The organism is Stenotrophomonas sp. EMP41 (assembly GCF_047495535.1).
In the GTDB taxonomy this organism is placed as follows: Bacteria; Pseudomonadota; Gammaproteobacteria; order Xanthomonadales; family Xanthomonadaceae; genus Stenotrophomonas; species Stenotrophomonas sepilia.
Window position 1 is genome coordinate 1,774,044 of the sequence record NZ_CP179923.1, and the last position, 21,375, is coordinate 1,795,418.

The window sequence follows — 21,375 nt, forward strand, 5'->3', positions numbered from 1 at the left end:
TTGCGATGAAGTTGAGCTTTACTGCAGACTGCAATTGGGAAGCCAAGGTGGGTCGAATTAAAAGCCATTACGTTGAGCATGCTACGGAGTTTGCCGACAAAAAGTATGGCGAAGAAGTGGTAAGTGTGGCCTTGTTGTTCATGTGTCGAGACCCTGAACTTGGCTTCAGTCGCAGGGTGCAGTTCCGCAGGAAGAAGGCGGAGTTTTACACTGATGTCATGCTGGATTTGCCGACAATAGTCCCGCTTTCGATGAAGGAAAAGATGCGATACGTTTCCCGGGAGCTACTTGAGCAGCTTTCAGAACAGCTTAACAAAGTGAAGTTCAGAGATTTCGATAAGGCTCGCTTTATTGGCGACTTGGATATTTGGCTGAGGGACATCGAAAGCCGATATGACGGAGAGACATCGGGTGCGTGGGGCTACGATCCAGGTGAGGGGTCGTAGTTGCGTAGCATGTCTTTCCTTGAGCCATTACCGCCCTGGCAGAGGTTGAGTCGGTTCTGTCGGGGCGCTCGACGCGTTTCGCCGCCCACGCCGCCCGGCTGAGTACGGCGCGGATCACCGGTGATCAAGCAAATTTCGCAAGAGTCGAGGTGACGATCAGGAGAGGGGCGAACCTCTTCCTTTAGGTTGGCCCAGCTTCGTGGAAGAGGTGGGTTCGGCGTGGGGAGGGTGCCACCTGAGATCGAGCCGGCATTGCGCCGGCCCGCGGCACCTCAGAAGTTTAGGGTGGGGTGGTGGTCGATGCCTTTGCTTAGGGCTGTGCTATCCGAACGTCACGCGCAACTCAGGCCGATGGCTCGTGTGCAAAATTGCAATGGGGGCGGGCGATCTATAGCGCTCTGGAAGCGCACTCAAGTTGCACTCATGCTCCGAGAGGAGGATGCCTTCCGCGTAGCCCTGGGCGAGCACCGCCAGTCTCACCAGTAGATCCAGTTCCGCGTTGCTCACCAGTCGCGGGCTGGAATGGCTGAGTTTGTTCAAGAGATCATCTACGAAGCTCAAGTAGTTGGGGTGAATCGCTCGATAGCGTGCTCAGAAATGAAGCTAACGGTCATAGCCGTCTCCCAAATTAGATGCTCTCGAAAGCGCGTGGCTGCAGCGCCTTGGCAACATCATTGGAGATGCAACAGATTCGCGACGCCCCATTGGTGATGCACCAAGATCACAGCGAGTCATTGGGACTGCACGTAGCTCAGCGCATCAATTGCTACAAGTTGCCGCAGACCCTGATCGGACGAAGGAGGAAGCCGTAGCTGCCAAGCCGCGAGGGGCAGGCTGGGAGGCTGGCTTCTTGGCTTGGCATAGCAAGGCCGGTGATTGAGGCGAACGGTACGCCAGCGTCCCCGGGGATGCTTGGAACATAATATACATACCGCCGTTGTCGGCACCGCTAACTGCCTGAATTTGGGCGGTTTTTGCGTTTGCGAGGCCCGGCATTGACAGCGCTACCAGCGCGACGACCGCAGCCGCCGCGCTGATCCTGTCCAGCATGAGACGCCAGATCTTCCGCTCGACTGCCGACGTTGCGCGCTCGGCGTGGATGAGTGCCATCCAGAGCGGCCCATCCAGCTTTGCCATGTCGCACAGCTGCGCAATTCGCTCGTCCGGGACAGGGTAGTTCCCGTTCCGCCAGCCGCTGATGACGGCGCGCGTGATGCCGAGCCGTTGGCTCAAAACGTTGTCGGACGGGATGTTCGCGGCATCCCGCACTCGGTCCAGCAGATCAGACGTGGCTGACATGTCTAGAAATCCCTTGACAGTGGTGTATGGCCACCACTATACATGCCTCCGTGTATCGGGATTCCTATACACCCCGCCAGTCGCTCCCCAAGACCGCTGGCGGGTCCTCTTGGGGCTTGGGGTAGGGGACAGGGATGATCGATCCGTTGATTACCTTCGTGCTGCTAGCGGCCATCGTGGCCGTGTCGATTGGCGGCGCTCGCATCGTTTCGTGGCTGCTCGACAGGCGTGACTACACCGCCTCGCAGCGGTCCCGCGAAGCCCAGGTCATCGCACTCGCACAGGCTGAGATTGCCGCCACCAAGCGCGGCGATCTGCTGGCAGCAGCCGCGTTCGCCGAAGAGCAGGAGCGCGCCGCATGAGCAGGTTTCCCTCATTCGCCGAACTGGCGGAGTTCGATATGGGTCTTGCGGCGTGCGCCGCGCTCATCGCCGTTTGGCTGGGAGTGGCATTGCTCTCCATCGTGATCGAGCAGGCATGGCTGGGCCTTCGTCGCCTGTGGAAGCTCGGCAAGGACCGCTCCAATGGCCGGTGATCGCGCGGTGCTGGCCGGGTCGGGACTCCCCTCGTCTAACAGGGGAGTCAGTGAATTCAGGAACCCCGAGGGAACCCTGACGGTCGGCATTGACTGGTTCTCCGCTTCCATCGATCTGCGCGCAGCGCTGGACGAGGTTGCGTTCCGTGATGGCGACAGCTTCGAAGAGGTCCGCCAGTGGATTGAGTTCTCCCCGGACAACGCCCGCATTGCGGCCTTGCAGGTGTTCTGCTGGTTCTTCGCCGGTCTGGGTCTTGAACTGGATGAAACGGCCGGCGGCGGCCGCTTCTACACGTGGCGAGTCAAGATCATCGACGCGGCCAAGAAGTTCGTCGGGATGATCGAACTCGGTGGCGAAGAGTGCCGCCGCGCAGATGGTACGTATACCGCCCGCATCGAACTTACCGGCGATGGATGCAAGGCGATTAGCGCAGCGCGCTGCGGCCATGCGCAGCGGTGGCTGGAGCTTCGAGCGAAGCTCGAAAGCTGCGCCGGGAGGATCACCCGTGTCGATGTGTGCGCCGATGACCTGGTGGGCGATTACCCATTGCGCATTGCACAGAAGTGGTACGCCAATGGCGACTTCGACAACCGTGGTCAGCGCCCCAAGGCGCAGCTGGTGGACGACTACGACAGCGGCGACGGCAAGACGTTCTATGTGGGCGGCAAGAAGTCGGAAAAGCAGCTGCGGGTCTACGAGAAGGGCAGGGAGCAGGGCGATAAGAGTTCGCCGTGGGTGCGCTATGAGGCGCAGTTCCGCAACTCCAATCGCAAGGAACTGCCGCTCGACATTCTGCGCGATCCGGCCTCCTACCTGCTCGGGGCTTATCCGGTCCTGTCCTTTCTGCGCTGTGTCGCCACGCGCATCGAAATCACGAAAGCCGCCGTTGAAGCGACTTGGAAGAGCGTTCGGCGCCACATCCGCCGCCAGTACGGCGCGGCCCTCAATTTCATCGCCAAGAACTGCCCGGACGATCAGTCCCTGCGGTCGGTAATCGAATCCTGCACTTCGCCATCGCTGCCGAAGTGGGTCACAGGTGACACAGCAGCGCACTGGCCCGAAATCGCGGCCGTACAACCAACCTCAAAGGGGTAACGAAATGATCAAGGTCACCGTACTGGATTCGCAGATCAACGAGCGTGGTGGAAGCTTCACCAACGACCGCAACGAGAACGTTGAGTTCACCACCCGCAAGCAGCGCGCCAAGCTGGAGGCGGACGGTTTCGCCTATCCGTTCGATGTGCGCCTGGACAAGGGGCAGCCGGGCTATCAGGCGGGCGAGTACGAGCTCGACGTCCCGGCCATGCTGCAGGTCAACAAGGGCGTTGCAACCCTGAGCAAGTTCACGGTTCTGCGCCCGCTGCAGAAGGCTGCACCGCGCCCGGCAGCGCAGGCCTAAGTCATGGCGCGGTACGTCTACGAATGCCTGCAATTCAATCAGCAGACCGGCACCTGTGAGCAGGCTGGATTCGTGCCGCGCACCGATATTCCCGCACTTACCACTGCCGAGGTGTCGGGAATTCTGTCCATGGTTGCGGTGTGTTTCGCCGTGGCGTGGGCATACAAGCAGATAGGCAGAACAATCCGAAACTAACGAAGGGGAACACCATGGAACTCGACGCAAGCACCGCATTGACCGTTCTGGCCTCACTGGCTGCTGTCCTGGGCACCATCGGCGCGGCCAAGCTCGCGCCGGCTGCAATCTCGGTCGGCTTCAAGTGGATCAAGGGCGCGATCTTCGGTTGATCGCTGTAACACGGGGCCGGGCAATCCGGCCCCTTTCTATGGGGAAACGTGATGCTCGGCTTATTCGTTCTCTGCGTCGGCAGTGCCGCGCTCTACATCGCGTTTGGTGATTGAGGTGCGCTGGCTCGTCATCATCCTTGCATGGGCTTCGTCCATGGGCATTGCTCCAGTGGCTTACGCACAGTCGTCGGGGTACGGCATGTGCGGTACCAATGCCACATGGGAGACGGGGCAGATTCCAGCTGGTTGCGATCAGGGCATTGCCTTCTCAGAGTGCAAGGCCAAGGAAGACGAAGCGGCTTCATCGCTTGAGCAGCGCTACGGCATGCCCGGTAAGGCGGAAAAGCTCGGTTGTCCGGCTGTGGGTCAGAATCCAACCTACTTTCGCTGCTATGCCCGCATTCCTGGCATTGGCGACACTGAGTGCGGCAAGTACTACTTCGGTGAGCGCTGTAGCGCCCGACCTTACGAGCTTGGGTGGCAAGGTGGTGGCACTGCTGCCACTGTGAACGTCTGCCACAAGGGCTGTATGTATTCCAGTTCGCTCGATGCTGAGGCCACATCCGGAATCGGATATTCGCCGACAGGTGGGACCTGCACCGAGTCGGATGCTCCAGAGCCGAAACCTGTAGGGGACGGCGGTGGGGATGATGGTGGTGGCACTGGGGGCGAGACTGGCGGCGGTGATGGCGATGGCGGTAGTGATGGCGGGGGCGACGGTGGCGGCGACGGTGGTTCTGGTGGTGGTGACGGCGGCGGTGACGGGGGAGGGGACGGGGACGGGGACGGTGATGGTGACGGCGACGGTGATGGTGATGGTGACGGTGACGGCGACGGCGGAGAGAACCCCAGCCTTCCCGAAAATCCCACATATCCCGGCGACGTGCCGATGCCGTACATGGACCCGCCCATCCCAAGCAGTTATCTGGGGCAATGGTCTAGTGGCCTCGGTGGTGGTTCCTGTCCCGCTGCGAAGGTCATCACTGTTGGCGTTGGACCTGTCTCCACGACCGTCAGTTTTGAATTCCAACCGCTCTGCGATTTCGCGCTGATGATCAAGGGCTTGGTCATCGCCTGTTCCGCGATCGCAGCTGTATATATCGTTGCAGGAGTGCGCAAATAATGCCGTGGTTAGCAGCCTTCCTTGTCCAGCTTCTGGGCAACTCCCTTGCTCGCGTTCTCACTGGCGCTGGCCTCGGTCTCGCGACAGGTGCAGCCCTGTTGCCGCTTGTCAAGGGCGCACTGAACCTCATTACCCAGAAGTGGTCAGGCATTGCGGCCGATCTCGCCAATGTGATGCTCATGGCTGGAGCAGGGGAGGCCATCACCATGATCGGCTCTGCCATCGTGACCAAGGTGGTCATTGATGCGGGCAAGGTCGCCGTACAGAAGGCAGCTTCGAAATGATGTATCTAATCTCCGGGCAGCCCGGCAATGGCAAGACCCTGCGTGCAATGTCGATGGCGCTTGAGTTCTATGAGCAGAACCAGCACCAGGTGAAGGAGGGCAAGGCGCAGCCGCGCCGATTCTTCACCAATATCGCGGGCGCCACAGTAGAGGAGGGCGCAGACGCCTTCCCGTGGATGGAGAAGTTGCCCGAGCACAACGATTGGACACAGCTTCCGGATGGCTCTTTCGTGATCTACGACGAAGCGCATTCCGATGGCAACACGCAGGGGCTAGAACGTTACGGCAAACTGTTCCCGTCGACGGGAAAGCCGGGGGAATCCGATGATCCCCGAATTCGTGCCATGTCCACGCACCGGCATCGCGGTTTCGATCTTGTTTTCGTCACGCAATGGCCGAACAAGATTCACCATCAGGTACGCACGCTCATCGGCTCGCACACGCACATGAATCGCTCGTTCGGCATGCAGCGGGCTGGCGTCCTTACGTGGTCGCGCGTCCAAAGTGATCCGTACGATGAGAAGGTGCGCGACAAGGCCGAAGAAGAAATCTGGGCTTACCCCAAGGCGCTGTATGCCCGTTACCGCAGTGCGACGCTGCACACGGCGAGCCACAAGTTCAAGGTGCCTAAGAAGGTTTGGCAGGCGCTTTCCGTAACTATCGCGCTAGTCCTTGGTGTCTGGATGATCTATGCCTTCATCATCAAGCCGCCGTCGGCACCAAAGAAGGCGGATCAGGGGGCCGGTGCTTTGCCGGCGGCTGGAGCCCTGGCGCCCTTGGGCGCGGGCGGGCCGGCGGCACGGCCCCTCACCCGTGAGGAGTACATCGAACGTCACAAGCCGCGGATTGAGTTCCAGCCGTGGTCGGCACCCGCCTTCGATGATCGCAGCGTTCAATCGCAGCCTGAGCTCTATTGCATGGCATCCGGCACAACCGAGCAGGACACTACATGTACGTGCGTAACGGAGCAGGGCACCAAAGCCAAAATTTCGATCCCGGTGTGTGTAGCGATCGCGCGCGATGGCCCAGCCTATAACCCCTATCGGGCGCCCCGGCAGGAGGCTGATCCTCGTCGGGATGATCCGCCCCGGAGCGTCGTTCAGTCTGAACCATCCAGCACGCGTGAACCGTCTCCGCACGCGCTCGTTGAGGTTGGTAAGCGTCCTATGGGCACGTTCCCCGAATCGCCGCCTTATCCCGCGAGCTTCTGATTAACGTGATGCATCACGGGGGCAGGCTATCGATGCCTGCACCCAGCCGTTGTCGATCCTGCGGAATGCCTGTCCATTGATACACCGGTACCCCGGTGGAATCTTCTTGGCGGCCTCTTCGCGCAGCAGGCTTTCCCGTTTCGACCGCGCTTCTTCGATTGGCATGGACTTGGGATAGAGCTGGCGGGCGAGGGCCTCCCCGGCGCGCTCCTGCTCCTTCACGGCGGCGTGTCCCGCTACACCCAGGACACCGCATGTCGCCAATAGCAATGCACTTCCGCCCAAGAACACTCCTAGGGCCACTTTCCACACCAGTCCCGTCGAATTCGCCATCTATGGCACCCCCAAGTGATCCGGCGGCCATTCTACGGGGTGTAGGGGCAGCGCCCCTACGGAAGCGCCTCACACGCGCTGGCGAGGTCTCGGCCCCGGTCCCGGCAGGACTGCTGTCGGTGGCTCGGCGTCGGGACCGGCCATCACCCTGGACAACCGCTCTTGCCGCCGCGCCATGAGGGTGGCCACCTCGATCACCTCAGCCGGCACTGCAGGAAAGGTGTTTCTGGCAGCCTTAGTGCTGCAACGGTTTCGAGGGTGCCCCGATCGAGCATCACCGCGAAGTTCGCCCATCATCCGGCGCCATTCCTGCGCTTGGGCAGCAGTGAGCGACAGCCACGCTAGATCTTGCGGTTCCAGCTCGCGGCCTTCGGGTGTGACCAGTCGGCCACCCCTAAACGAAAAACCGGCCCAAGGGCCGGTCAGGTTCCGATCACGCACAATCAGGCTCCATGCCACAGCAGGGCTGGGGATCGAGGCAAGATGCGTGCCAGCCAACCCCGGATCGCTCTGAACATAATATACATTATGCGAAATTGCGCATCCGTCGAATCTGGGCCTTTGTTGGCTCTGCATGGCAATGGCTGGGCCTCTGGCTCGGCTCTTGCCTGCGTCCTCAGTCCCCGGCCAAGGATGAGATCGCGGCATGATTGAGTTTGACCCGCACCAACGTATCGACTTGACCGGCCCTTGGGCCGGTTTCGGATTCCAAGCTGGGCACATGTTCACCCCCGAAGGTCATCAGTTGGAGCCTTGCGACATGACCTGGTGGTCCCTGACCTGCAACATCGCGCGGGAATGGCGACTGATGATGGCTGAGGCGACTCCAGGAGCCTCAGCTGCGCGGAGAGCTTCGACCACGGCGAAATCCAGCGTCATCTACCTAGCCGAGGCGCTCAGAATTCGTCGAGAACGACGGTTCTGCGTGAGTGATCCCGGCTCCAGCGCCGAGACGTCCAATGTCGTCTACATAAGTCGTGGGCCGAGGCCACGTCAGCGCGTGTAAGGCGCTTGCGTAGGGGCGCTGCCCCTACACCCCTCCTACTGGATTGACTGCATAAACAGCCGAAGTCCAACATCCGTTAAGGAAACGACCCGATATCCTTCCCCGGATAGTTGGTCTGTGATGGAGCCCCGTAAGGCTAGCCCCATATCTTCGAGCTGTCCTGCGATATACCAGATTGCAGCATCACCCAGGCTCAGCCGGCCAGAGAGGGTCGTAACGCTGGTGTTGCTGCCATTTCTGCCGAGCGCATCCAGCATCTGCCACTGCGACTTGTCGAGAGAAATGGGCTTGACATTGACTGCATCGGGATCCACTGATGATGAAGAGGAAGGCGGAGCCTCCGGCTGCATTGTTCGAGTCACTTCCACATGGCGAGCAGTAGTGAGCTCCTCCGCCAGTGCATCTCTTTCCTCGACTAGCTGCTTAAGCTGATTCTTCAAGCTATCGATCGTATTGCCGAGACGTGCGGATTCCGTCATGTGCTGCGTCTCAAGCTCCATGAATCGGTTTCGAAGGGCGCGTGACTCTTCCTGAGTTAGTGCGGTCTGATCGTCAATTTGGCGCTTGAGATTGAGCGCTTCCTTTCGGCGCTTCAGCGAATAGCTATACACCCAGTTCGATGGATACGGGAATACTAGGATATAGAACGCGGCGGTCATCAAGGGGCCGATAGCAAGGTGTATCCATGAGTACCATGCGTTCTGGTACACCATCTGCAGGAGGTGAATCTTCCGTATTGCCGACTCACCAGAGAAGATAATGAGAAGCGATTTATAGTTCCAGGCACACCAAGAAGCGGCGAGCGAAGCGCCTAGTGGGCTCATGAATCTGTCGCTAATGTACTCCCTGATTCCCTTGATGAAGTCTTCGAACACTGCGCGTTCCTTCCCTTGATCCCCTGGCCTGTAGGCGCGGAGATTAACCGCAAGTGGGGGCCTATTCCAGCAAGGCTCTGCGTGATGCGTCACGATAATTAGAGGCTAGCCGGATACGGCGGGGTCTCCGGGAACGTCCCCATGGGGCGTTTCCCAACCTCAATCAGCGCATGCGGAGATGACTCTGCACTGCCAGATGGCGCGGACTGAGCGATGCCGCGAGCTGGGTGATCCTGACTCGACTCCGATTCCTGGCGTGGTGCGCGATAGGGATTGTAGGCCGGGCCATCGCGCGCGAACGCCACGCATACCGGAATCGATATCTCGGCCTTGGTGCCCTGCTCCGTTACGCATGTGCATGTGGTGTCTTGCTCGGTAGTGCCGGAGGCCATGCAGTACAGCTCAGGCTGAGATTGCACGGTGCGCTCATCGAAGGCAGGCGCTGACCATGGCTGAAATTCGATGCGCGGCTTGTGCTTCGCCACGTAATCTTCGCGAGTGAGGGGATGGCCACAATTGCCCCGGCAGGGCAAAGGCAAGAAGGGGGTCGGTCATGTCAGAATCCCCTTTACAGAAGATGAGCCACAGGGGGCACAATGAAGATTCTGGATTTCGAGGTTCCGCGAGCCTTTGTTGTTTGGTCTATCCCTATCAGCTTTGTGGCTGGTGGAATTGCATTCTTGGTGCTCTATGTCGCAGAGCATGGAAGCAGGGCTGATTGGATTGCGGCGGCCGGCACGTGGGTAATCGGTTTGGCAGCTTCGGTTCTTGCTTATGAGAGCAACAAGCGACAGCGCCAAGATGCCGAACATAGAGCCAAGGTGCAGTCAGCCAGCAGAAGGAAGAGCTTGCTGCTCATGGACAGCCTCGCCAATGAGTGCCTTTGGCTCAGGAACTGCCTCAAAATCAAGCGGCGAGGCCCGGAGGAAGCTATGAACCTTCGATACTTCCGGTTGAAATTCGAGGCCGCGGAAATACGCTACTCCCGTGTCAGGTTCGAGCACGATGGAGTTGTCATGGGCGAGCAAACTGTTCGTAGCCTTTACGAGGTTGAGCGCCACCTGGCCGAATTGATTGGCGTCGTCTCCATGTTCTTGAAGAGGTACACGGACGATGCTCAGGCGTTTGATGTAAAAACATGCAACGAGACCAGGTGGGTGGAGGACGCCGCCGTACTACTGGCCATGCATGCTGAGACCTTCTCCAAGCAGCTGAATCTTGAGCTTCAAGTTGACGGGCAGAACTTGAACTAGATTGGTCGTTTGCGCGCCCTGCCCCCAAGCCCTGTCCCAAGGGAGCCCACCAGCGGCCTTGGGGTGCCGGTGGCGGGGATGCTCAAGGTCAATGAACATCGGGTGCATGTATATTCCCCTTAAACACAGCCTGTCAAGGGTCATGAACATGCAGGACATCAATTCGTTGCTCGACGCATGCAAGGTCGCGGCAGGGGTAAGCAGCGACAATCAGCTCGCTGCCGCCCTTGGAGTAGGCCGCTCAGCAATCAGCAACTACAGGCATGCAAGGGCGCTACCCGACCCGGTGGTGTGCGCAACCATCGCAGGCTTGAGCGGAATTCCGCTGGCTCGGGTGCTCGGGATCGTCGGCGAGGCGCGCGCCATCAGCCGAGAAGAAAAGGCGGTGTGGCGGAAGCTCGCAGCGACCGCTATGGCGTTGTGCCTGGCAGTCGGCTTTGCCCTGCCCCACAAGGCTCAGGCGGCGGTCACGGGCTTCGATAACGCCCACGTTGTATACATTATGCGAAATGCAGTGTCGGCCTTGGCGCGATTCGTCGGCTCCGCGTGGCAATGGCTGGGCCTCTGGCTCGGCTCTTGCCTGCGTCCTCAGTCCCCGGCCAAGGATGAGATCGCGGCATGATTGAGTTCGACCCGCACCACCGTAACGATTTGACCGGCCCTTGGGCCGGTTTTTTCTCCAAGGCCGCGAGTTGCTTCCCGAGGATCTGGCCTGGCTGTCGCCGGCATTCGTCATCATCCCGCCACTGCGGTCAATCTCCGGGATGTAGTGAGCAGTCGCAAAGAGCGTGCGGCGGTGGCGATGGCTGGCCCTGACGCCGAGCCACCGCGTGCAGCTCTTCATGAACAAGGGCCTCAGCCTCGCCAGCGCGTGTGAGGCGCTTTCGTAGGGGCGCCGCCCCCCTACACCCCTCTGCAGCCGCCACTGAGCCATGACCAATTGTCTGTTAGCAGGCCGCTCAAGAGCCAAAGTATCACGTACACAGCAGCTACGAGGCCGAAGAGCGACAGGATTTGGATGGCACGAATCTGCCACCGTGGTGCAACAGGCAACAAGTCGACCGTGATTGGCCGGGCTACGGTTTCCTTACTCCTGACGGAAAGGACATTCGGCAGAGTATTATTCACGGCGACCATCTCAAACCATAGCTCATCCTTTGGGGATAGCGTGGGGAGAGATATCGCAATTCGGCCGTGTGCAATTTCAGTGATGGAGAACGGTCGCGGCGGCCAAAGATTAAGTGATTGGGGAGAGTAGTTCAGAACGATCTCGATTTCGCTCAGGGGCACCTTGCCCGTATTGCTGATGAAGAACGATCCAACTGTTAAGTGCGGCCTTTGGTCCGTCACATTTCCGTCTGCATCTGTGAAGGGCGGCAGAATGTGACTAATCGAAGCCCTTGGCCCCCACCCCATCGAAGTCTTAGGCTTCGCCGCAAGCTTTCCAATCAAGCCGAAAAGGCCGGCCAGTATCGAAGCAATTTCCTTGCTGTAGTCAAGAATCGACATCCGTCCTTCCCCCTACCCGCTCAAGTTGTTCGCATAATAAACGGCAGTCCACTCCCCGCGCTGGCTCGACCCGACTAGAATGCGCTAAGGACGCCTTGGGGTACGTAATGGACCGCGAACGACGCGAACCAGCCTTTAGTGCCTCTGATCTGCATGGCCTGCAGTTTCGCGCAGGCGAAGCCGACCAGCCCGGCAGAAAGAGCCTACGCCGCCTTGGCTCTGCGTAAGCGCCGCATTAGTGCACTAATCATCGAATCTGAGCTTGAAGCTGTTCTTCCTCGCCAGCGCTAATCGCAGATCATCCCAGTTCAGCAGGAGGGGAACTGCCTCCACTACCGAGTGGTCATGGTAATGGCATGATTCGAGGCCTATGCCTGTCGCCGATGCATGACCCTTGAACTGCTGTGCCTGTCCGTAGTCGGCGATAGCCGCCTCAACGGTCTGACGACTAGATTCAACATGGTCATTGACCAGCGAGCGCAGCGAAAGGTGAATTCCATTCACCTCCCGCATGTACTCGCGCAGGATTCTTCTGAGATAGATCCTGTCGGGAGTTTCATCGAGGATGGACTTTTTGAACTTCCCTCGGTCAGCCACGATCCTGTCCTTAGATGCATACAGCCCGTGCTCGCCTCTCCCGCCCTCTTGCCCGTCCACGGGGAGAGCGCGATGCTGGGATCGATCACGCAGTTGGCAGGTCAGGCGGTAGGCAAGGCAGTTGTCATAGGCGGTAGCGGCTAGATACTTGGCTTGTCGGGCAAATTCGCCTTCTTCACCGAATGATTTGAAGTCACGTGCCACTTGATCCATGTACGTCTTGCCACTGGTGAATAGATTGATGACGTGTCGATTGGCCTCCATTAGAAGGGCATCGCCAGTCTCATAGCTCCAGTCCTTGCGCAGCTCACTTCGCAGATGTGCTACGGCGCAAAACTCCTCGAACGCCAAGAAGTTGCCCATAAGTAGCTCGTAGCGCCGCTCAAAGGATCCCGCGTCAATGAGGCAATGCCGCGCGTTTGCCAAGGCTACGTGGCGATCTTGGCTGATCTCCAGGATCGTCTGGGGCCCAATATGCGCGCCCCGTAGCTGATAGGTATCCATGTATCCCCTTCCATCAAGACAGCCCCGCCACATTGTTGCATGCAGCGTTCTGCCTCGCAGATTGCAATCCAATTAACGTGACGCGTCACGTACAATCACCCGCCCATTGGCGCCCCACCCCTCCCCAACTATAGTTCCACCCCTCACAAGGACGAGGCGGCACACATGCCCTATATCGGAATCGGACTCCACGTATTGGCGGCCATCTACTTCGCGGTGCACGCCATCCGCTCGGGCCAGAGCCTCTACTGGCTCATCCTGCTCTTCTCGTTCCCGCTGCTCGGCAGCGTCGTCTACTTCCTGGCGATCTACTTCCCGGAAGCCCGCAACTCGCGCGGCGCCCGTCAGGCCATCCGCTCCGCCAAGCAGCTCATGGACCCGGGCCAGGACTTGCGCAACGCCCGTGCCGAACTGGCGCGAACGCCCACCGTGCAGAACCGGGTTCGCCTGGGCATGGCGCTGCTGGATGCCGGCCAGGCCGAGGAAGCCAGAACCCTGCTTGAGCACGCAGCCAGCTCGCCGCTGGGCGACGATCCCTACATCCTGACCGGCCTTGCCCGTGCCCGCCTCGAGTCCGGGCACGCTGCGCTTGCGGTGGAGACGCTGGACGGCCTGTTCGCCCGCCATCCGGATGCGCGCCGCAAGCCGGAACAGACGCTGCTTTACGCGCAGGCACTGGCTGCCGCCCAAGCACCCGGAGCCCGCGCCGCATTCGAGCGCGCCGTGGAATGCGGAAACGATGCGGCCGCTCGCTGCCTCTACGCCGAATGGCTGATGGCGCAGCCGCAACCCGACGATCGCGAGCAGGCCCGCAGTCTGTTCGCCAGCATCATCGATGATGCCCGGCACTGGTCGCGCCACGCGCGCAGCCACAATGCCACCTGGTTGGAGCGGACCAAGGTCGCGTTGAAGAGCTGGTGACGACCTGGCAGCCGTTGCCAATTCTGTCGCATTCGCCTCGCTCACAGCCTCGCCGGGCGGATGCCGACACTCGCTAGGCTTGCACCACCGACATCGCCGATAGCGTTGCAGCGCAAGGCTCCAGCTTGGTTGCGTCGTATGCAACGATTCTGAAAATGTTGAAAGTAGTGACGTCATCAGCCCTACTGCATTGGCATCACGCATAGGTCCGCGTATTCCTTGCCCTGCCACCGTGCATCGGTGGTCGGGATTCGAAACCCCGGTTGTGTGGATGTTGCTCGCACTTGCCAGCCGGCACTGCTTCGCGCGGTGCCGGCTGGCAATCCGTCAGTCGGCTATGGCGGGCGGTGCGTGGAGGCCTTGCGCCTGCCCGGTCATCCACACACGGGGTTTCGAACCACGCACCGTCCGCCACCTTTATCGGTGGCGGCTTCTGCATGCGCGCAAGGAGCCCTGCCATGAACCAGCCCCACTCCCCTACCCCGCACCCGATCCACGACGCGCCCGCCAACGGCCCCGGGCTGGATCCGAACACGCTCATCGCCCTGCTGCACAGCATCGGCTCGGGCGCCGCCTCCGATGGTCAGCCGTGGCCGGAAAGCCATCAGATGCCCGGTCGACGCATCGCCCTGGCGGACACCGACTGCTCCTTGGCCGGCCTTCGCGTGGTGCTGGAGATCCTGCTGGCCGCGCAGCGCGCCCGCGAGAACGGCGAACTGGAGCAATACGTCGGCCCGCGCGTGATGGAGGGCCTGATCATGGCCGGAATCGGCCTTACCGCACACGCCAGTACCCGACTGTATCCGGAGGGTTGAGTGGCGTGGTGCCGCTGGGCGGCCACCGCGCTCTGTCTTGTGGTGGTGGTTGCGGCACAGACGCAGTGGCTGGCACCGCCCAAGCCCTCGCCTATCGGATTCCACAGCATCCCCGGCGATCGCTTTCTGCAGTTGCGCCGCCAAGCCATGCAGTTCGTGGAGGATCGGCCACGACAGGGCTTCCAGTTCGTTGAGCGGCACCGAGATGCCGAGTTCCAGGTTCTTTGCCGAGGCATACCCGTGCTGTGGCTGGAGAGGCGCTCGAAACATCTGCTGTTGCAGGTCTCACTGGACGCGGAGCAGCGGGCGCCCGCCGTTGTTCGGTTGCGGGCGCTCCTCCAATGGCAGTTGGAGCCGTTGGATTACCTGGAGCAGGTACTGGCTGACGTGCCGGAGCCTGTTCTGTTGGATCGGGTGCTGCAGATTCTTGCTGGTGATGTGCCTGATGGGGCGCGATGTGGCGTGCCGTAGTCGAGCGTGGCTCGAATCTACACGGCTGCGGGAAGCGAGGGTTCGAGCTCCGGCCCTGCCGCTAGTCACCTGCGCGACAGGCATCGGCCCAGTGATCATGCGAGTCACCTCCCGGCATCGATCCAGCCCGCATCGCGCGCACGCGCAAGATCTTCTGGCGTATCGATATCCAGGGCCAGTTCCGGTGCCTGCAGGACATGCACAGTATCGACAGGAAGTTGCCGCAGGCGCGCTCCGAAGCCGCGGTCACCGGCTGCACCGACAGCGGTGAACCAGGCGCGCGGCACGACTGCGGGAACACCAAGCGCATGTCCGTGGCGGGTGCCCGCGCACGTTGATGCTGCGGCGCGGGCACCGGAAAGCAGCGCCTGCAGATGGGAGCGCTCGATTGCGGGCTGGTCGCATGCCAGGATCATCACCGCGGTCACCGTGGGCAGCAGGTGTGCGCCGGCAACCTGCAGGCTGCTCGCCAGGCCGCGTTCCCAGTGGGGGTTGGTTACCGGAGTGGCATCCAGCCCGGCAATGCTGGATGTCACCGCCTGTGCGTTCGCGCCCACCACGACCAGCACCTGCGCTGGCGCGACCTCGCGCGCCAACCGCACCACGCGATGTACCAGGGTTTCGCCCTGCCGGGTCAGAAGCTGCTTGGGCTGGCCGAGCCGGGTGCTCCCGCCGGCAGCCAGCACGACGACCGCATGCGCGTCAGTCACCTGCCGTGCGCGCTTCGCCATTGCTGCAGCTGCGCGGCGATGCTGAGCGAAATCGCCTCTGGCCCTCGGCCGCCGATGTTCAGGCCGACCGGTGACCGAAGTCTAGGGGAAAGGCGGTGGCGCTGATCCGGTGTCAGCAGCTTGAACAGGTCCTCGCGCCTTCGCCGCGGACCCAGCAGCCCAATGAACGCGACGTTGGTGTCAGCCAGGGCCACCAGCGCCTCCCGGTCCAGTTCGAAATCGTGATGCATCACCAGTACCGCGTCGCACGGGTCGCCATGAAGGGCCTCTGCAGGGTTGGTCTGAAGATGCACATCGGCGTACTGCCCGGCTGAGGCCCAGCGCGCTCGCCGTTCGGCCACGCTGACCCGCCACCCCAGGCCGCGCAGCAACGGAACCAGGAAGGGCGTTTCGGGACCGCCCCCCAACACCAGGGCCCGCGGAAGCCGGGGCAACGGCAGACGCCACGCACCCTCGCCAAAGGGCTGCGTACCCTCCATCGGATGCAGCTGCCACGCCTGCTCGTGATGGCCGGCACGGAAAATGACCTGCCCCGACGTGCGAAGGTCGCGCTGGAGTGACACGCCCTCGCGCAACCAAGCCTCGATGACGGCGTCGATGCCGGCCATGGCACGCAATGGCAGGAGCGCAATCCGCAGCCGGCCGCGGCAGCCGAGCGCAGACCCACTCAACAGGTCGTCGTCACTGCGGGTGTCGATCTCGATCCAGTCGACCCGCCCTGCCGCGCTCACCTGCTCCGCGCGTCGCGCGAGCTCGGGCTCCAGGCATCCGCCGCTCAGCCAGCCGACCTGGCTGCCGTTGCAGAACAGCACCATGTCGCCGGCACCGGCGTAGGTGGAGCCATCGGCTTCCAGCACCAGCGCGAGCACGGCGTGCTCACCCGCGCGCACGCGCGTCAAGGCCGTCTCGAGTACGCCGCGCGGGCTGCCTTCGGCGAGGAAACCTGGCGCTGCGGACAGGTCCTCGGCAAGATCGCCGGGCTCCCCTCCGCCTGCGGCGGAGGCCTCCAGAGTGGGCGAGGCTGCGGGTCGGTCCATGCGCAAGGGTCAGCCCACGTCGGGCAAGCCCGGCAAGAGCTTGTCCAGGGTAATGGGATAGTTGCGCACGCGCACGCCGGTCGCGTTGTAGATCGCATTGGCGATCGCGGCGCCAACCCCGCAGATGCCCAGTTCGCCCACACCCTTGGCCTTCATCGGCGAGATTACCGGATCCAGCGTGTCGAGGAAGACCACCTCCTGATACGGGATGTCGGCATGCACGGGAACCTCGTAGCCGGCCAGGTCGTGGTTGATGAACAAGCCAAGCCGTTTGTCGACCACCAGTTCCTCCATCAGGGTCGCGCCCGCACCCATCACCATCCCGCCGATGACCTGGCTGCGTGCGGACAGCGGATTGAGGATCCGGCCGCCATCGCATACGGCAAGCATGCGGCGAATGCGCGTCTCTCCAGTGTAGGCATGCACGGCGACCTCGCAGAAATGCCCTGCATAGGTGCCGACGTCGTAGCCTTGCTTGAAGTCGCCGAAGGCAATGCCGTCCTCCGCCGACAGTGTGCCCGCCTCCGCCAGCTTGATCGTCCGCCCGCCCGCCTGGATGCGGCCATTGGCGAAGTCTGCGGTGTCGCCGTCGAAGCCCAGTTTCTCGCCCACCTTGCGGCGCAGGCTGACGCACGCCGCGTACACGCCCGCGGTGGAGCTTGCCGCGCCCCACTGGCCGCCGGAACCGGCGGAGGCGGGATGACGGGAGTCGCCGAGGGTCACCTGGACCCGGTCCAGCGGCACGCCCATGGTCTCGGCTGCCGTCTGCGCGATGATCGTGTAGGAGCCGGTGCCGATGTCGGTCATGTCGGTCTCGACAATCACCCCGCCCTGGCCGTCAAGCCGGACCCGCGCCGCCGACTTCATCGTCGGTGCGCCGCGATAGCCTGCGGACACGCCCATGCCGACCAGCCAGTGCCCTTCCCTGACCTGCGCCGGCCTGGGGTTGCGCTTGTTCCAGTTGAAGCGCTCCGCGCCTTCGCGCAGGCAGCGCACCAGGTTGCGGTCGGAGAACTTCTTGGACGGATCGCCGGGCACGACCTCGGGCTCGTTGAGGATGCGGAACGCGATCGGGTCCAGACCCAGCTTCTGGGCCATTTCGTCCATCGCCACTTCCAGCGCCATGTGGCCCGGTGCTTCGCCCGGTGCGCGCATCGCATTGCCTTCGGGCATGTCGAGCGTGGCGATGTAGTTGGCCACCAGGCGGTTGGCGCCTGCATAGAGCTTGGGCGTCTGCAGGGTGCCGTTTTCGCCGTCCTCGCCGTTGATGTTGCCCGACCAGTTCTCATGGGCGATGGCGGAGATCCGGCCATCCTTTCCGCAACCGATCCGCACGCGCTGGAGGGTGGCGTGCCGGTGCGTGGTGTTGTTGGGCATCAACGGGCGTTGCAGCGCGATCTTCACCGGTCGCCCGACCTGCTTGGCCGCCAACGCGGCCAGCACCGCGTCGGCACGGATGAACAGCTTGCCGCCGAAGCCGCCGCCGATATAGGGCGAGTCCACGCGCACCTTGGCAGGATCGATGCCGAGGATCGCCGCCATGCCCTGCCTGGCCCAGTCGATCATCTGGTTCGCCGTCCACAGCGTGAGCGTGTCACCCTCCCAGGCGGCGATGGTGGCGTGCGGCTCCATCATCGAATGACTTTCGTCGGAGGTGTGATAAGTCTGGTCGAGCTTGACCGCGGCGCTCGCGTAGGCGGTGTCGAAATCGCCCAGCGCCTGCCGGTCGGGCTTGCCGTCACGGCCCTTTGCCAGCGGTGCGGACGGTGCCAGGGCCGGGAAATCGAAGCGGCCCTTGCTGCGCTCGTAGCGGGTGCGGATCAGCGCCGCGGCGGCGCGGGCCTGCTCGAAGGTCTCTGCCACCACGCAGGCGATGGCCTGGTGGTAGTGGGCGACTTCGGTTCCGCCGAACAGCGGTGCATTGTTCCAGTTCGATTTGCCGACGGGCTTGGTTTCCGGTGCGGTGATGACCGCCAGTACGCCGGGCGCAGCACGTGCGCGGGAGGCATCCATCGAAATGATGCGCCCCTTGCCGATGCCCGCACCAACGATGTAGCCGTAGGCCTGGTTCGGCGCCACGTCATGGCGCTCGTAGGCATAGGGGGCGGTACCGGTGGTCTTGCGTGGACCGTCGATGCGCGGCGTCGACTTGCCGACGACCTTGGCCTTGTCGAACAGGTTGTCGCCGGCGGGGGCGTTGAATTCAAGGGGCATCAGCGCTCTCCTTCCACCAGCACCGCTGCGAGGGTGCGCTCGGCGAGCGCGATCTTGAACGCATTCTCCCGCGTCGGGCGGGCACCGGCGAACACCTGCCGGGTCGCGGCCTTTACGCCGTCGCGCAGCAGGGGTTCGGCTGCCTCGACGCGCCACGGCTTCGGCGCGACCCCACCGAAGGCGAACCGCGTCGAGCCGTCTCGCTGCACGACCGCGGCGACCGACACCAGTGCGAACGCATAGGACGCGCGGTCACGTACCTTGTGGTACACGTGCCGACCGCCCAGGGGCGCCGGCAGCGTGACGTGGGTGATCAGCTCACCGCGCTGCAGCACGTTGTCCTGCTGCGGCCTGTCGCCGGGGGAACGGTGGAAATCGGCAATCGGGATGCTGCGCGTACTGCCGTCACCGCTGACGGTCTGGATCGAGGCGTCCAGCACCCGCAGGGCCACCGCCATGTCGCCCGGGTAGGTCGCGATGCAGCTGTCCGAGGTGCCGATCACGCCCATCTGCCGGGAGAACCCCTCGAGTGCGCCGCAGCCGGATCCGGGCAGGCGCTTGTTGCAGGGCAGATGGGGATCGTAGAAATACGGGCAGCGCGTGCGCTGCAGCAGGTTGCCGCCGGTGGTGGCTTTGTTGCGCAGCTGCCCGGAGGCGCCTGCCACGATCGCGCGGGTCAGCACCGCGTAGTCGCGGCGCACGCGCTCATGCGAGGCCAGCGCGGTATTGGTGACCAGCGTGCCGATGCGCAGGCCGCCCTCGTCGGTGGGTTCGATCCTGTCCAGGCCGATGTCCTGCACATCGACCAGGTGCGCTGGCGTCTCGACCTCCAGCTTCATCAGGTCGAGCAGATTGGTCCCTCCGGCCAGGAACTTCGCGCCTTCGGTTCCGGCGACGGCCTTGGCGGCCTCGGCCGGGGATTTGGCGCGTTCGTAACTGAAGGCCCTCATGCGCGCCTCCCTCCAGAAGTTACGCCAGCGACCTCTTCCATCGCCTCGGCAATGTTGGAATAGGCCCCGCAGCGGCAGAGGTTGCCGCTCATGCGTTCGCGCATTTCCATGTTGGTGGCTCGGGGCCGTGCGCTGACGTCCGCCTGTACATGACTGGGGACACCCCGCTTGATCTCGTCCAGTACCGCCACCGCCGAGCAGATCTGCCCCGGCGTGCAGTACCCGCACTGGTAGCCGTCATGCTTGATGAAGGCGGCCTGCATCGGATGCAGGTCATCGGGGGTTCCGAGGCCTTCGATGGTGGTGATGGCATCGCCCTGGTGCTGCACCGCCAGGCTGAGGCAGGCATTGATGCGCTCACCGTTGACCAGCACGGTACAGGCACCGCATTGACCGTGGTCGCAGCCCTTCTTGGTCCCGGTCAGCTTCAGATGTTCGCGCAGGGCATCGAGCAGCGTGGTCCGGGTGTCGAGTTCAAGCTCCCGCCGCTTGCCGTTGACGGTGAAGGCCACCGTGCTGATGACCGGCGGCCTGGGCGGCGGGGGCGGCGGGGGCGTCGCCAGTTCGGCGGCGAGCGATGACGCCCCAGGTGCGGCGGACATTGCCACGGTCGTGACGCCGCCGGCGATCACCTGGCGACGCGTCAGCTTCATTCCTTCATCACAACTTGGCACAGTGACCTCCTGGCGTTCGGGCAAACCCCGTGGCTGGATGGACGCGCTCACACTACCGAAGGGCTACTATGCCCCTCTGCGGGGTACAGATCTGTGAAGTCGGCGAAATGTACGGCCCGACCAAGGCAGTCAGCCTGCGCCTAGAAGAACGTGTTGTAGTAGGTCCGAAGAAATCGACTGCATCGAGCTCTTTCAAGGACACCCGGACTCATTCCCAGCCTGCAGGCCAACTACGGCGGGCTTGACTGAGTTGCCACGCTCGCTTCACTCGCAGGTAGATGGCTTCTCTCTTCCTCTCGCTTGCTGGCACATCGCAGAGACGCCATGCGAGCCGCCTGCTCAAGTTCGGAATGCGCGGCCTTCACTCCCTTCAGCGCGGCACTCTTGAGCCATGCGTATGCCTCACTGGATGACTCACAGTCCTGTTTGTCCCTCAACATGAAGAACACGTTGTACTGTGCAATCGGGTGCCCCAGCGCTGCGGCATAGGCAAGCCACATATGGGAGTTGCCGGCCACGCCTTTGCCCTCAAAGTGGCGCGAAAGTCGAAACGCCGCATCAGCATCGCCTGCATCTGCGCGCCCGACCAGCGTGCGTAGCTGCTTGTCATCAAGCTCCGCGCCACCATCCGTTGCGATCGACCCGTCAAGCTCAACTTTCGGCCTGTCCGGTTGAGGCGGCACCTGCGCATTAACCAACCCTGCGCCCGCCAGGCACAAGAGAAGACCGGCTCTCTTAAATAGGATCATCAATCCCAGTTCCTGAGAATCGGTCTTCGCCGGCGGATCGACTCCGCCCCCTGCCTGCATGTCCATTGCACCCCTGCCCCGGCCGGCGCAG

The 21,375-nt window shown here is 62.4% G+C and carries 27 protein-coding genes; 15 read left to right on the forward strand and 12 right to left on the reverse strand.

Features of this window, described 5'->3' with window-relative positions:
- The first annotated feature begins 5 nt into the window (after positions 1-5).
- A complete protein-coding gene (locus ACMGRF_RS08095) occupies positions 6-446 on the forward strand; it encodes a hypothetical protein (RefSeq protein WP_049414779.1) in 441 nt (146 codons plus the stop codon).
- Positions 447-1,205: 759 nt separating this feature from the next.
- On the opposite strand, the gene ACMGRF_RS08100 is transcribed toward ACMGRF_RS08095, so the two are convergent.
- Positions 1,206-1,745 carry a DUF3693 domain-containing protein gene (locus tag ACMGRF_RS08100; RefSeq protein ID WP_414485797.1) on the reverse strand — a complete coding sequence of 180 codons (540 nt, stop codon included), beginning with the start codon at positions 1,743-1,745 and terminating at the stop codon, positions 1,206-1,208.
- A gap of 134 nt (positions 1,746-1,879) precedes the next feature.
- Here ACMGRF_RS08100 and ACMGRF_RS08105 point away from each other — a divergent pair, with 134 nt between their 5' ends.
- From ACMGRF_RS08105 to ACMGRF_RS08140, 8 genes are all read left to right on the forward strand, one after another.
- Positions 1,880-2,107: a hypothetical protein gene (locus ACMGRF_RS08105; RefSeq protein ID WP_414485798.1), complete on the forward strand. Its 228-nt coding sequence runs from the start codon at positions 1,880-1,882 to the stop codon at positions 2,105-2,107.
- A complete protein-coding gene (locus ACMGRF_RS08110) occupies positions 2,104-2,280 on the forward strand; it encodes a hypothetical protein (protein ID WP_414485799.1) in 177 nt (58 codons plus the stop codon). The genes ACMGRF_RS08105 and ACMGRF_RS08110 overlap by 4 nt, the downstream gene beginning before the upstream one ends.
- Positions 2,270-3,376 carry a replication initiation factor domain-containing protein gene (locus ACMGRF_RS08115; protein ID WP_414485800.1) on the forward strand — a complete coding sequence of 369 codons (1,107 nt, stop codon included), beginning with the start codon at positions 2,270-2,272 and terminating at the stop codon, positions 3,374-3,376. The genes ACMGRF_RS08110 and ACMGRF_RS08115 overlap by 11 nt, the downstream gene beginning before the upstream one ends.
- A 4-nt stretch (positions 3,377-3,380) precedes the next feature.
- Positions 3,381-3,680, forward strand: coding sequence for a single-stranded DNA-binding protein (locus ACMGRF_RS08120; protein ID WP_164072161.1), 300 nt, complete (start codon positions 3,381-3,383; stop codon positions 3,678-3,680).
- Between the two features lie 209 nt (positions 3,681-3,889).
- The gene (locus ACMGRF_RS08125) at positions 3,890-4,027 is read left to right on the forward strand and encodes a major capsid protein (RefSeq protein WP_180895374.1); all 138 of its coding nucleotides are present in this window, start codon (positions 3,890-3,892) and stop codon (positions 4,025-4,027) included.
- Positions 4,028-4,133: 106 nt separating this feature from the next.
- Entirely contained in the window at positions 4,134-5,150 is a 1,017-nt protein-coding gene (locus ACMGRF_RS08130; RefSeq protein WP_414485801.1) for a virulence factor TspB C-terminal domain-related protein, read from the forward strand.
- Positions 5,150-5,434 carry a DUF2523 domain-containing protein gene (locus ACMGRF_RS08135; protein ID WP_100450045.1) on the forward strand — a complete coding sequence of 95 codons (285 nt, stop codon included), beginning with the start codon at positions 5,150-5,152 and terminating at the stop codon, positions 5,432-5,434. The genes ACMGRF_RS08130 and ACMGRF_RS08135 overlap by 1 nt, the downstream gene beginning before the upstream one ends.
- Positions 5,431-6,645 carry a zonular occludens toxin domain-containing protein gene (locus ACMGRF_RS08140; protein ID WP_414485802.1) on the forward strand — a complete coding sequence of 405 codons (1,215 nt, stop codon included), beginning with the start codon at positions 5,431-5,433 and terminating at the stop codon, positions 6,643-6,645. The genes ACMGRF_RS08135 and ACMGRF_RS08140 overlap by 4 nt, the downstream gene beginning before the upstream one ends.
- Here the strand turns inward: ACMGRF_RS08140 and ACMGRF_RS08145 are convergent, their stop codons facing one another.
- Both ACMGRF_RS08145 and ACMGRF_RS08150 read right to left on the reverse strand, forming a co-directional pair.
- Positions 6,646-6,867: a hypothetical protein gene (locus tag ACMGRF_RS08145; RefSeq protein ID WP_414485803.1), complete on the reverse strand. Its 222-nt coding sequence runs from the start codon at positions 6,865-6,867 to the stop codon at positions 6,646-6,648. It lies immediately after the preceding gene.
- Positions 6,868-7,047: 180 nt separating this feature from the next.
- Positions 7,048-7,701, reverse strand: coding sequence for a DUF3653 domain-containing protein (locus ACMGRF_RS08150; RefSeq protein WP_414485914.1), 654 nt, complete (start codon positions 7,699-7,701; stop codon positions 7,048-7,050).
- Between ACMGRF_RS08150 and ACMGRF_RS08155 the strand changes: the two genes are divergently transcribed.
- Complete coding sequence (locus ACMGRF_RS08155) at positions 7,700-7,984, forward strand: hypothetical protein (RefSeq protein ID WP_414485804.1); 285 nt, start codon at positions 7,700-7,702, stop codon at positions 7,982-7,984. The two genes, ACMGRF_RS08150 and ACMGRF_RS08155, sit on opposite strands and share 2 nt — an antisense overlap.
- Positions 7,985-8,019: 35 nt before the next feature.
- Here ACMGRF_RS08155 and ACMGRF_RS08160 read toward each other — a convergent pair whose 3' ends face one another.
- Complete coding sequence (locus ACMGRF_RS08160; RefSeq protein ID WP_414485805.1) at positions 8,020-8,859, reverse strand: hypothetical protein; 840 nt, start codon at positions 8,857-8,859, stop codon at positions 8,020-8,022.
- A 596-nt stretch (positions 8,860-9,455) separates the two neighbouring features.
- Here ACMGRF_RS08160 and ACMGRF_RS08165 point away from each other — a divergent pair.
- Positions 9,456-10,112: a hypothetical protein gene (locus tag ACMGRF_RS08165; RefSeq protein ID WP_414485806.1), complete on the forward strand. Its 657-nt coding sequence runs from the start codon at positions 9,456-9,458 to the stop codon at positions 10,110-10,112.
- 106 nt (positions 10,113-10,218) lie between these two features.
- Positions 10,219-10,734 carry a DUF3693 domain-containing protein gene (locus tag ACMGRF_RS08170; protein WP_414485807.1) on the forward strand — a complete coding sequence of 172 codons (516 nt, stop codon included), beginning with the start codon at positions 10,219-10,221 and terminating at the stop codon, positions 10,732-10,734.
- Between the two features lie 281 nt (positions 10,735-11,015).
- On the opposite strand, the gene ACMGRF_RS08175 is transcribed toward ACMGRF_RS08170, so the two are convergent.
- Both ACMGRF_RS08175 and ACMGRF_RS08180 read right to left on the reverse strand, forming a co-directional pair.
- Entirely contained in the window at positions 11,016-11,621 is a 606-nt protein-coding gene (locus ACMGRF_RS08175) for a hypothetical protein (RefSeq protein WP_414485808.1), read from the reverse strand.
- A 243-nt stretch (positions 11,622-11,864) separates the two neighbouring features.
- Positions 11,865-12,722, reverse strand: coding sequence for a hypothetical protein (locus ACMGRF_RS08180; protein ID WP_262258007.1), 858 nt, complete (start codon positions 12,720-12,722; stop codon positions 11,865-11,867).
- 165 nt (positions 12,723-12,887) lie between these two features.
- Here ACMGRF_RS08180 and ACMGRF_RS08185 point away from each other — a divergent pair, with 165 nt between their 5' ends.
- The 3 genes from ACMGRF_RS08185 to ACMGRF_RS08195 all read left to right on the forward strand — a co-directional run bounded on the left by ACMGRF_RS08185 (position 12,888) and on the right by ACMGRF_RS08195 (position 14,929).
- Positions 12,888-13,643 (forward strand): tetratricopeptide repeat protein, encoded by a 756-nt coding sequence (locus tag ACMGRF_RS08185; RefSeq protein ID WP_262258009.1) that lies wholly within the window; start codon positions 12,888-12,890, stop codon positions 13,641-13,643.
- Positions 13,644-14,101: 458 nt separating this feature from the next.
- Positions 14,102-14,458, forward strand: coding sequence for a hypothetical protein (locus ACMGRF_RS08190; RefSeq protein WP_414485809.1), 357 nt, complete (start codon positions 14,102-14,104; stop codon positions 14,456-14,458).
- Complete coding sequence (locus tag ACMGRF_RS08195) at positions 14,459-14,929, forward strand: hypothetical protein (RefSeq protein ID WP_134709863.1); 471 nt, start codon at positions 14,459-14,461, stop codon at positions 14,927-14,929.
- A 104-nt stretch (positions 14,930-15,033) separates the two neighbouring features.
- Here ACMGRF_RS08195 and ACMGRF_RS08200 read toward each other — a convergent pair whose 3' ends face one another.
- The 6 genes from ACMGRF_RS08200 to ACMGRF_RS08225 all read right to left on the reverse strand — a co-directional run bounded on the left by ACMGRF_RS08200 (position 15,034) and on the right by ACMGRF_RS08225 (position 21,350).
- Positions 15,034-15,660 (reverse strand): nucleotidyltransferase family protein, encoded by a 627-nt coding sequence (locus tag ACMGRF_RS08200; protein WP_414485810.1) that lies wholly within the window; start codon positions 15,658-15,660, stop codon positions 15,034-15,036.
- Positions 15,636-16,697 carry an XdhC family protein gene (locus tag ACMGRF_RS08205; RefSeq protein WP_414485811.1) on the reverse strand — a complete coding sequence of 354 codons (1,062 nt, stop codon included), beginning with the start codon at positions 16,695-16,697 and terminating at the stop codon, positions 15,636-15,638. The genes ACMGRF_RS08200 and ACMGRF_RS08205 overlap by 25 nt, the downstream gene beginning before the upstream one ends.
- A gap of 9 nt (positions 16,698-16,706) precedes the next feature.
- Positions 16,707-18,911, reverse strand: a complete 2,205-nt coding sequence (paoC, locus tag ACMGRF_RS08210; RefSeq protein ID WP_414485812.1) for an aldehyde oxidoreductase molybdenum-binding subunit PaoC — start codon at positions 18,909-18,911, stop codon at positions 16,707-16,709.
- On the reverse strand, positions 18,911-19,861 hold the full coding sequence (locus tag ACMGRF_RS08215) for an FAD binding domain-containing protein (RefSeq protein WP_414485813.1): 951 nt from the start codon (positions 19,859-19,861) through the stop codon (positions 18,911-18,913). The genes paoC and ACMGRF_RS08215 overlap by 1 nt, the downstream gene beginning before the upstream one ends.
- The gene (gene paoA / locus ACMGRF_RS08220) at positions 19,858-20,514 is read right to left on the reverse strand and encodes an aldehyde dehydrogenase iron-sulfur subunit PaoA (protein WP_414485915.1); all 657 of its coding nucleotides are present in this window, start codon (positions 20,512-20,514) and stop codon (positions 19,858-19,860) included. The genes ACMGRF_RS08215 and paoA overlap by 4 nt, the downstream gene beginning before the upstream one ends.
- Before the next feature lie 251 nt (positions 20,515-20,765).
- Positions 20,766-21,350: a hypothetical protein gene (locus tag ACMGRF_RS08225; RefSeq protein ID WP_152904729.1), complete on the reverse strand. Its 585-nt coding sequence runs from the start codon at positions 21,348-21,350 to the stop codon at positions 20,766-20,768.
- Positions 21,351-21,375 lie beyond the last annotated feature (25 nt).

Excerpts from the sequence above, each read along its gene's own strand:
- ACMGRF_RS08095 (WP_049414779.1), top strand. The coding sequence starts at position 6 with ATGAAGTTGAGCTTTACTGCAGACTGCAATTGGGAAGCCAAGGTGGGT.
- ACMGRF_RS08100 (WP_414485797.1), bottom strand. The coding sequence starts at position 1,745 with ATGTCAGCCACGTCTGATCTGCTGGACCGAGTGCGGGATGCCGCGAAC.
- ACMGRF_RS08105 (WP_414485798.1), top strand. The coding sequence starts at position 1,880 with ATGATCGATCCGTTGATTACCTTCGTGCTGCTAGCGGCCATCGTGGCC.
- ACMGRF_RS08110 (WP_414485799.1), top strand. The coding sequence starts at position 2,104 with ATGAGCAGGTTTCCCTCATTCGCCGAACTGGCGGAGTTCGATATGGGT.
- ACMGRF_RS08115 (WP_414485800.1), top strand. The coding sequence starts at position 2,270 with ATGGCCGGTGATCGCGCGGTGCTGGCCGGGTCGGGACTCCCCTCGTCT.
- ACMGRF_RS08120 (WP_164072161.1), top strand. The coding sequence starts at position 3,381 with ATGATCAAGGTCACCGTACTGGATTCGCAGATCAACGAGCGTGGTGGA.
- ACMGRF_RS08125 (WP_180895374.1), top strand. The coding sequence starts at position 3,890 with ATGGAACTCGACGCAAGCACCGCATTGACCGTTCTGGCCTCACTGGCT.
- ACMGRF_RS08135 (WP_100450045.1), top strand. The coding sequence starts at position 5,150 with ATGCCGTGGTTAGCAGCCTTCCTTGTCCAGCTTCTGGGCAACTCCCTT.
- ACMGRF_RS08140 (WP_414485802.1), top strand. The coding sequence starts at position 5,431 with ATGATGTATCTAATCTCCGGGCAGCCCGGCAATGGCAAGACCCTGCGT.
- ACMGRF_RS08155 (WP_414485804.1), top strand. The coding sequence starts at position 7,700 with ATGTTCACCCCCGAAGGTCATCAGTTGGAGCCTTGCGACATGACCTGG.
- ACMGRF_RS08150 (WP_414485914.1), bottom strand. The coding sequence starts at position 7,701 with ATGTGCCCAGCTTGGAATCCGAAACCGGCCCAAGGGCCGGTCAAGTCG.
- ACMGRF_RS08165 (WP_414485806.1), top strand. The coding sequence starts at position 9,456 with ATGAAGATTCTGGATTTCGAGGTTCCGCGAGCCTTTGTTGTTTGGTCT.
- ACMGRF_RS08170 (WP_414485807.1), top strand. The coding sequence starts at position 10,219 with ATGTATATTCCCCTTAAACACAGCCTGTCAAGGGTCATGAACATGCAG.
- ACMGRF_RS08175 (WP_414485808.1), bottom strand. The coding sequence starts at position 11,621 with ATGTCGATTCTTGACTACAGCAAGGAAATTGCTTCGATACTGGCCGGC.
- ACMGRF_RS08180 (WP_262258007.1), bottom strand. The coding sequence starts at position 12,722 with ATGGATACCTATCAGCTACGGGGCGCGCATATTGGGCCCCAGACGATC.
- ACMGRF_RS08185 (WP_262258009.1), top strand. The coding sequence starts at position 12,888 with ATGCCCTATATCGGAATCGGACTCCACGTATTGGCGGCCATCTACTTC.
- ACMGRF_RS08190 (WP_414485809.1), top strand. The coding sequence starts at position 14,102 with ATGAACCAGCCCCACTCCCCTACCCCGCACCCGATCCACGACGCGCCC.
- ACMGRF_RS08200 (WP_414485810.1), bottom strand. The coding sequence starts at position 15,660 with ATGGCGAAGCGCGCACGGCAGGTGACTGACGCGCATGCGGTCGTCGTG.
- ACMGRF_RS08205 (WP_414485811.1), bottom strand. The coding sequence starts at position 16,697 with ATGGACCGACCCGCAGCCTCGCCCACTCTGGAGGCCTCCGCCGCAGGC.
- paoC (WP_414485812.1), bottom strand. The coding sequence starts at position 18,911 with ATGCCCCTTGAATTCAACGCCCCCGCCGGCGACAACCTGTTCGACAAG.
- ACMGRF_RS08215 (WP_414485813.1), bottom strand. The coding sequence starts at position 19,861 with ATGAGGGCCTTCAGTTACGAACGCGCCAAATCCCCGGCCGAGGCCGCC.
- paoA (WP_414485915.1), bottom strand. The coding sequence starts at position 20,514 with ATGAAGCTGACGCGTCGCCAGGTGATCGCCGGCGGCGTCACGACCGTG.
- ACMGRF_RS08225 (WP_152904729.1), bottom strand. The coding sequence starts at position 21,350 with ATGGACATGCAGGCAGGGGGCGGAGTCGATCCGCCGGCGAAGACCGAT.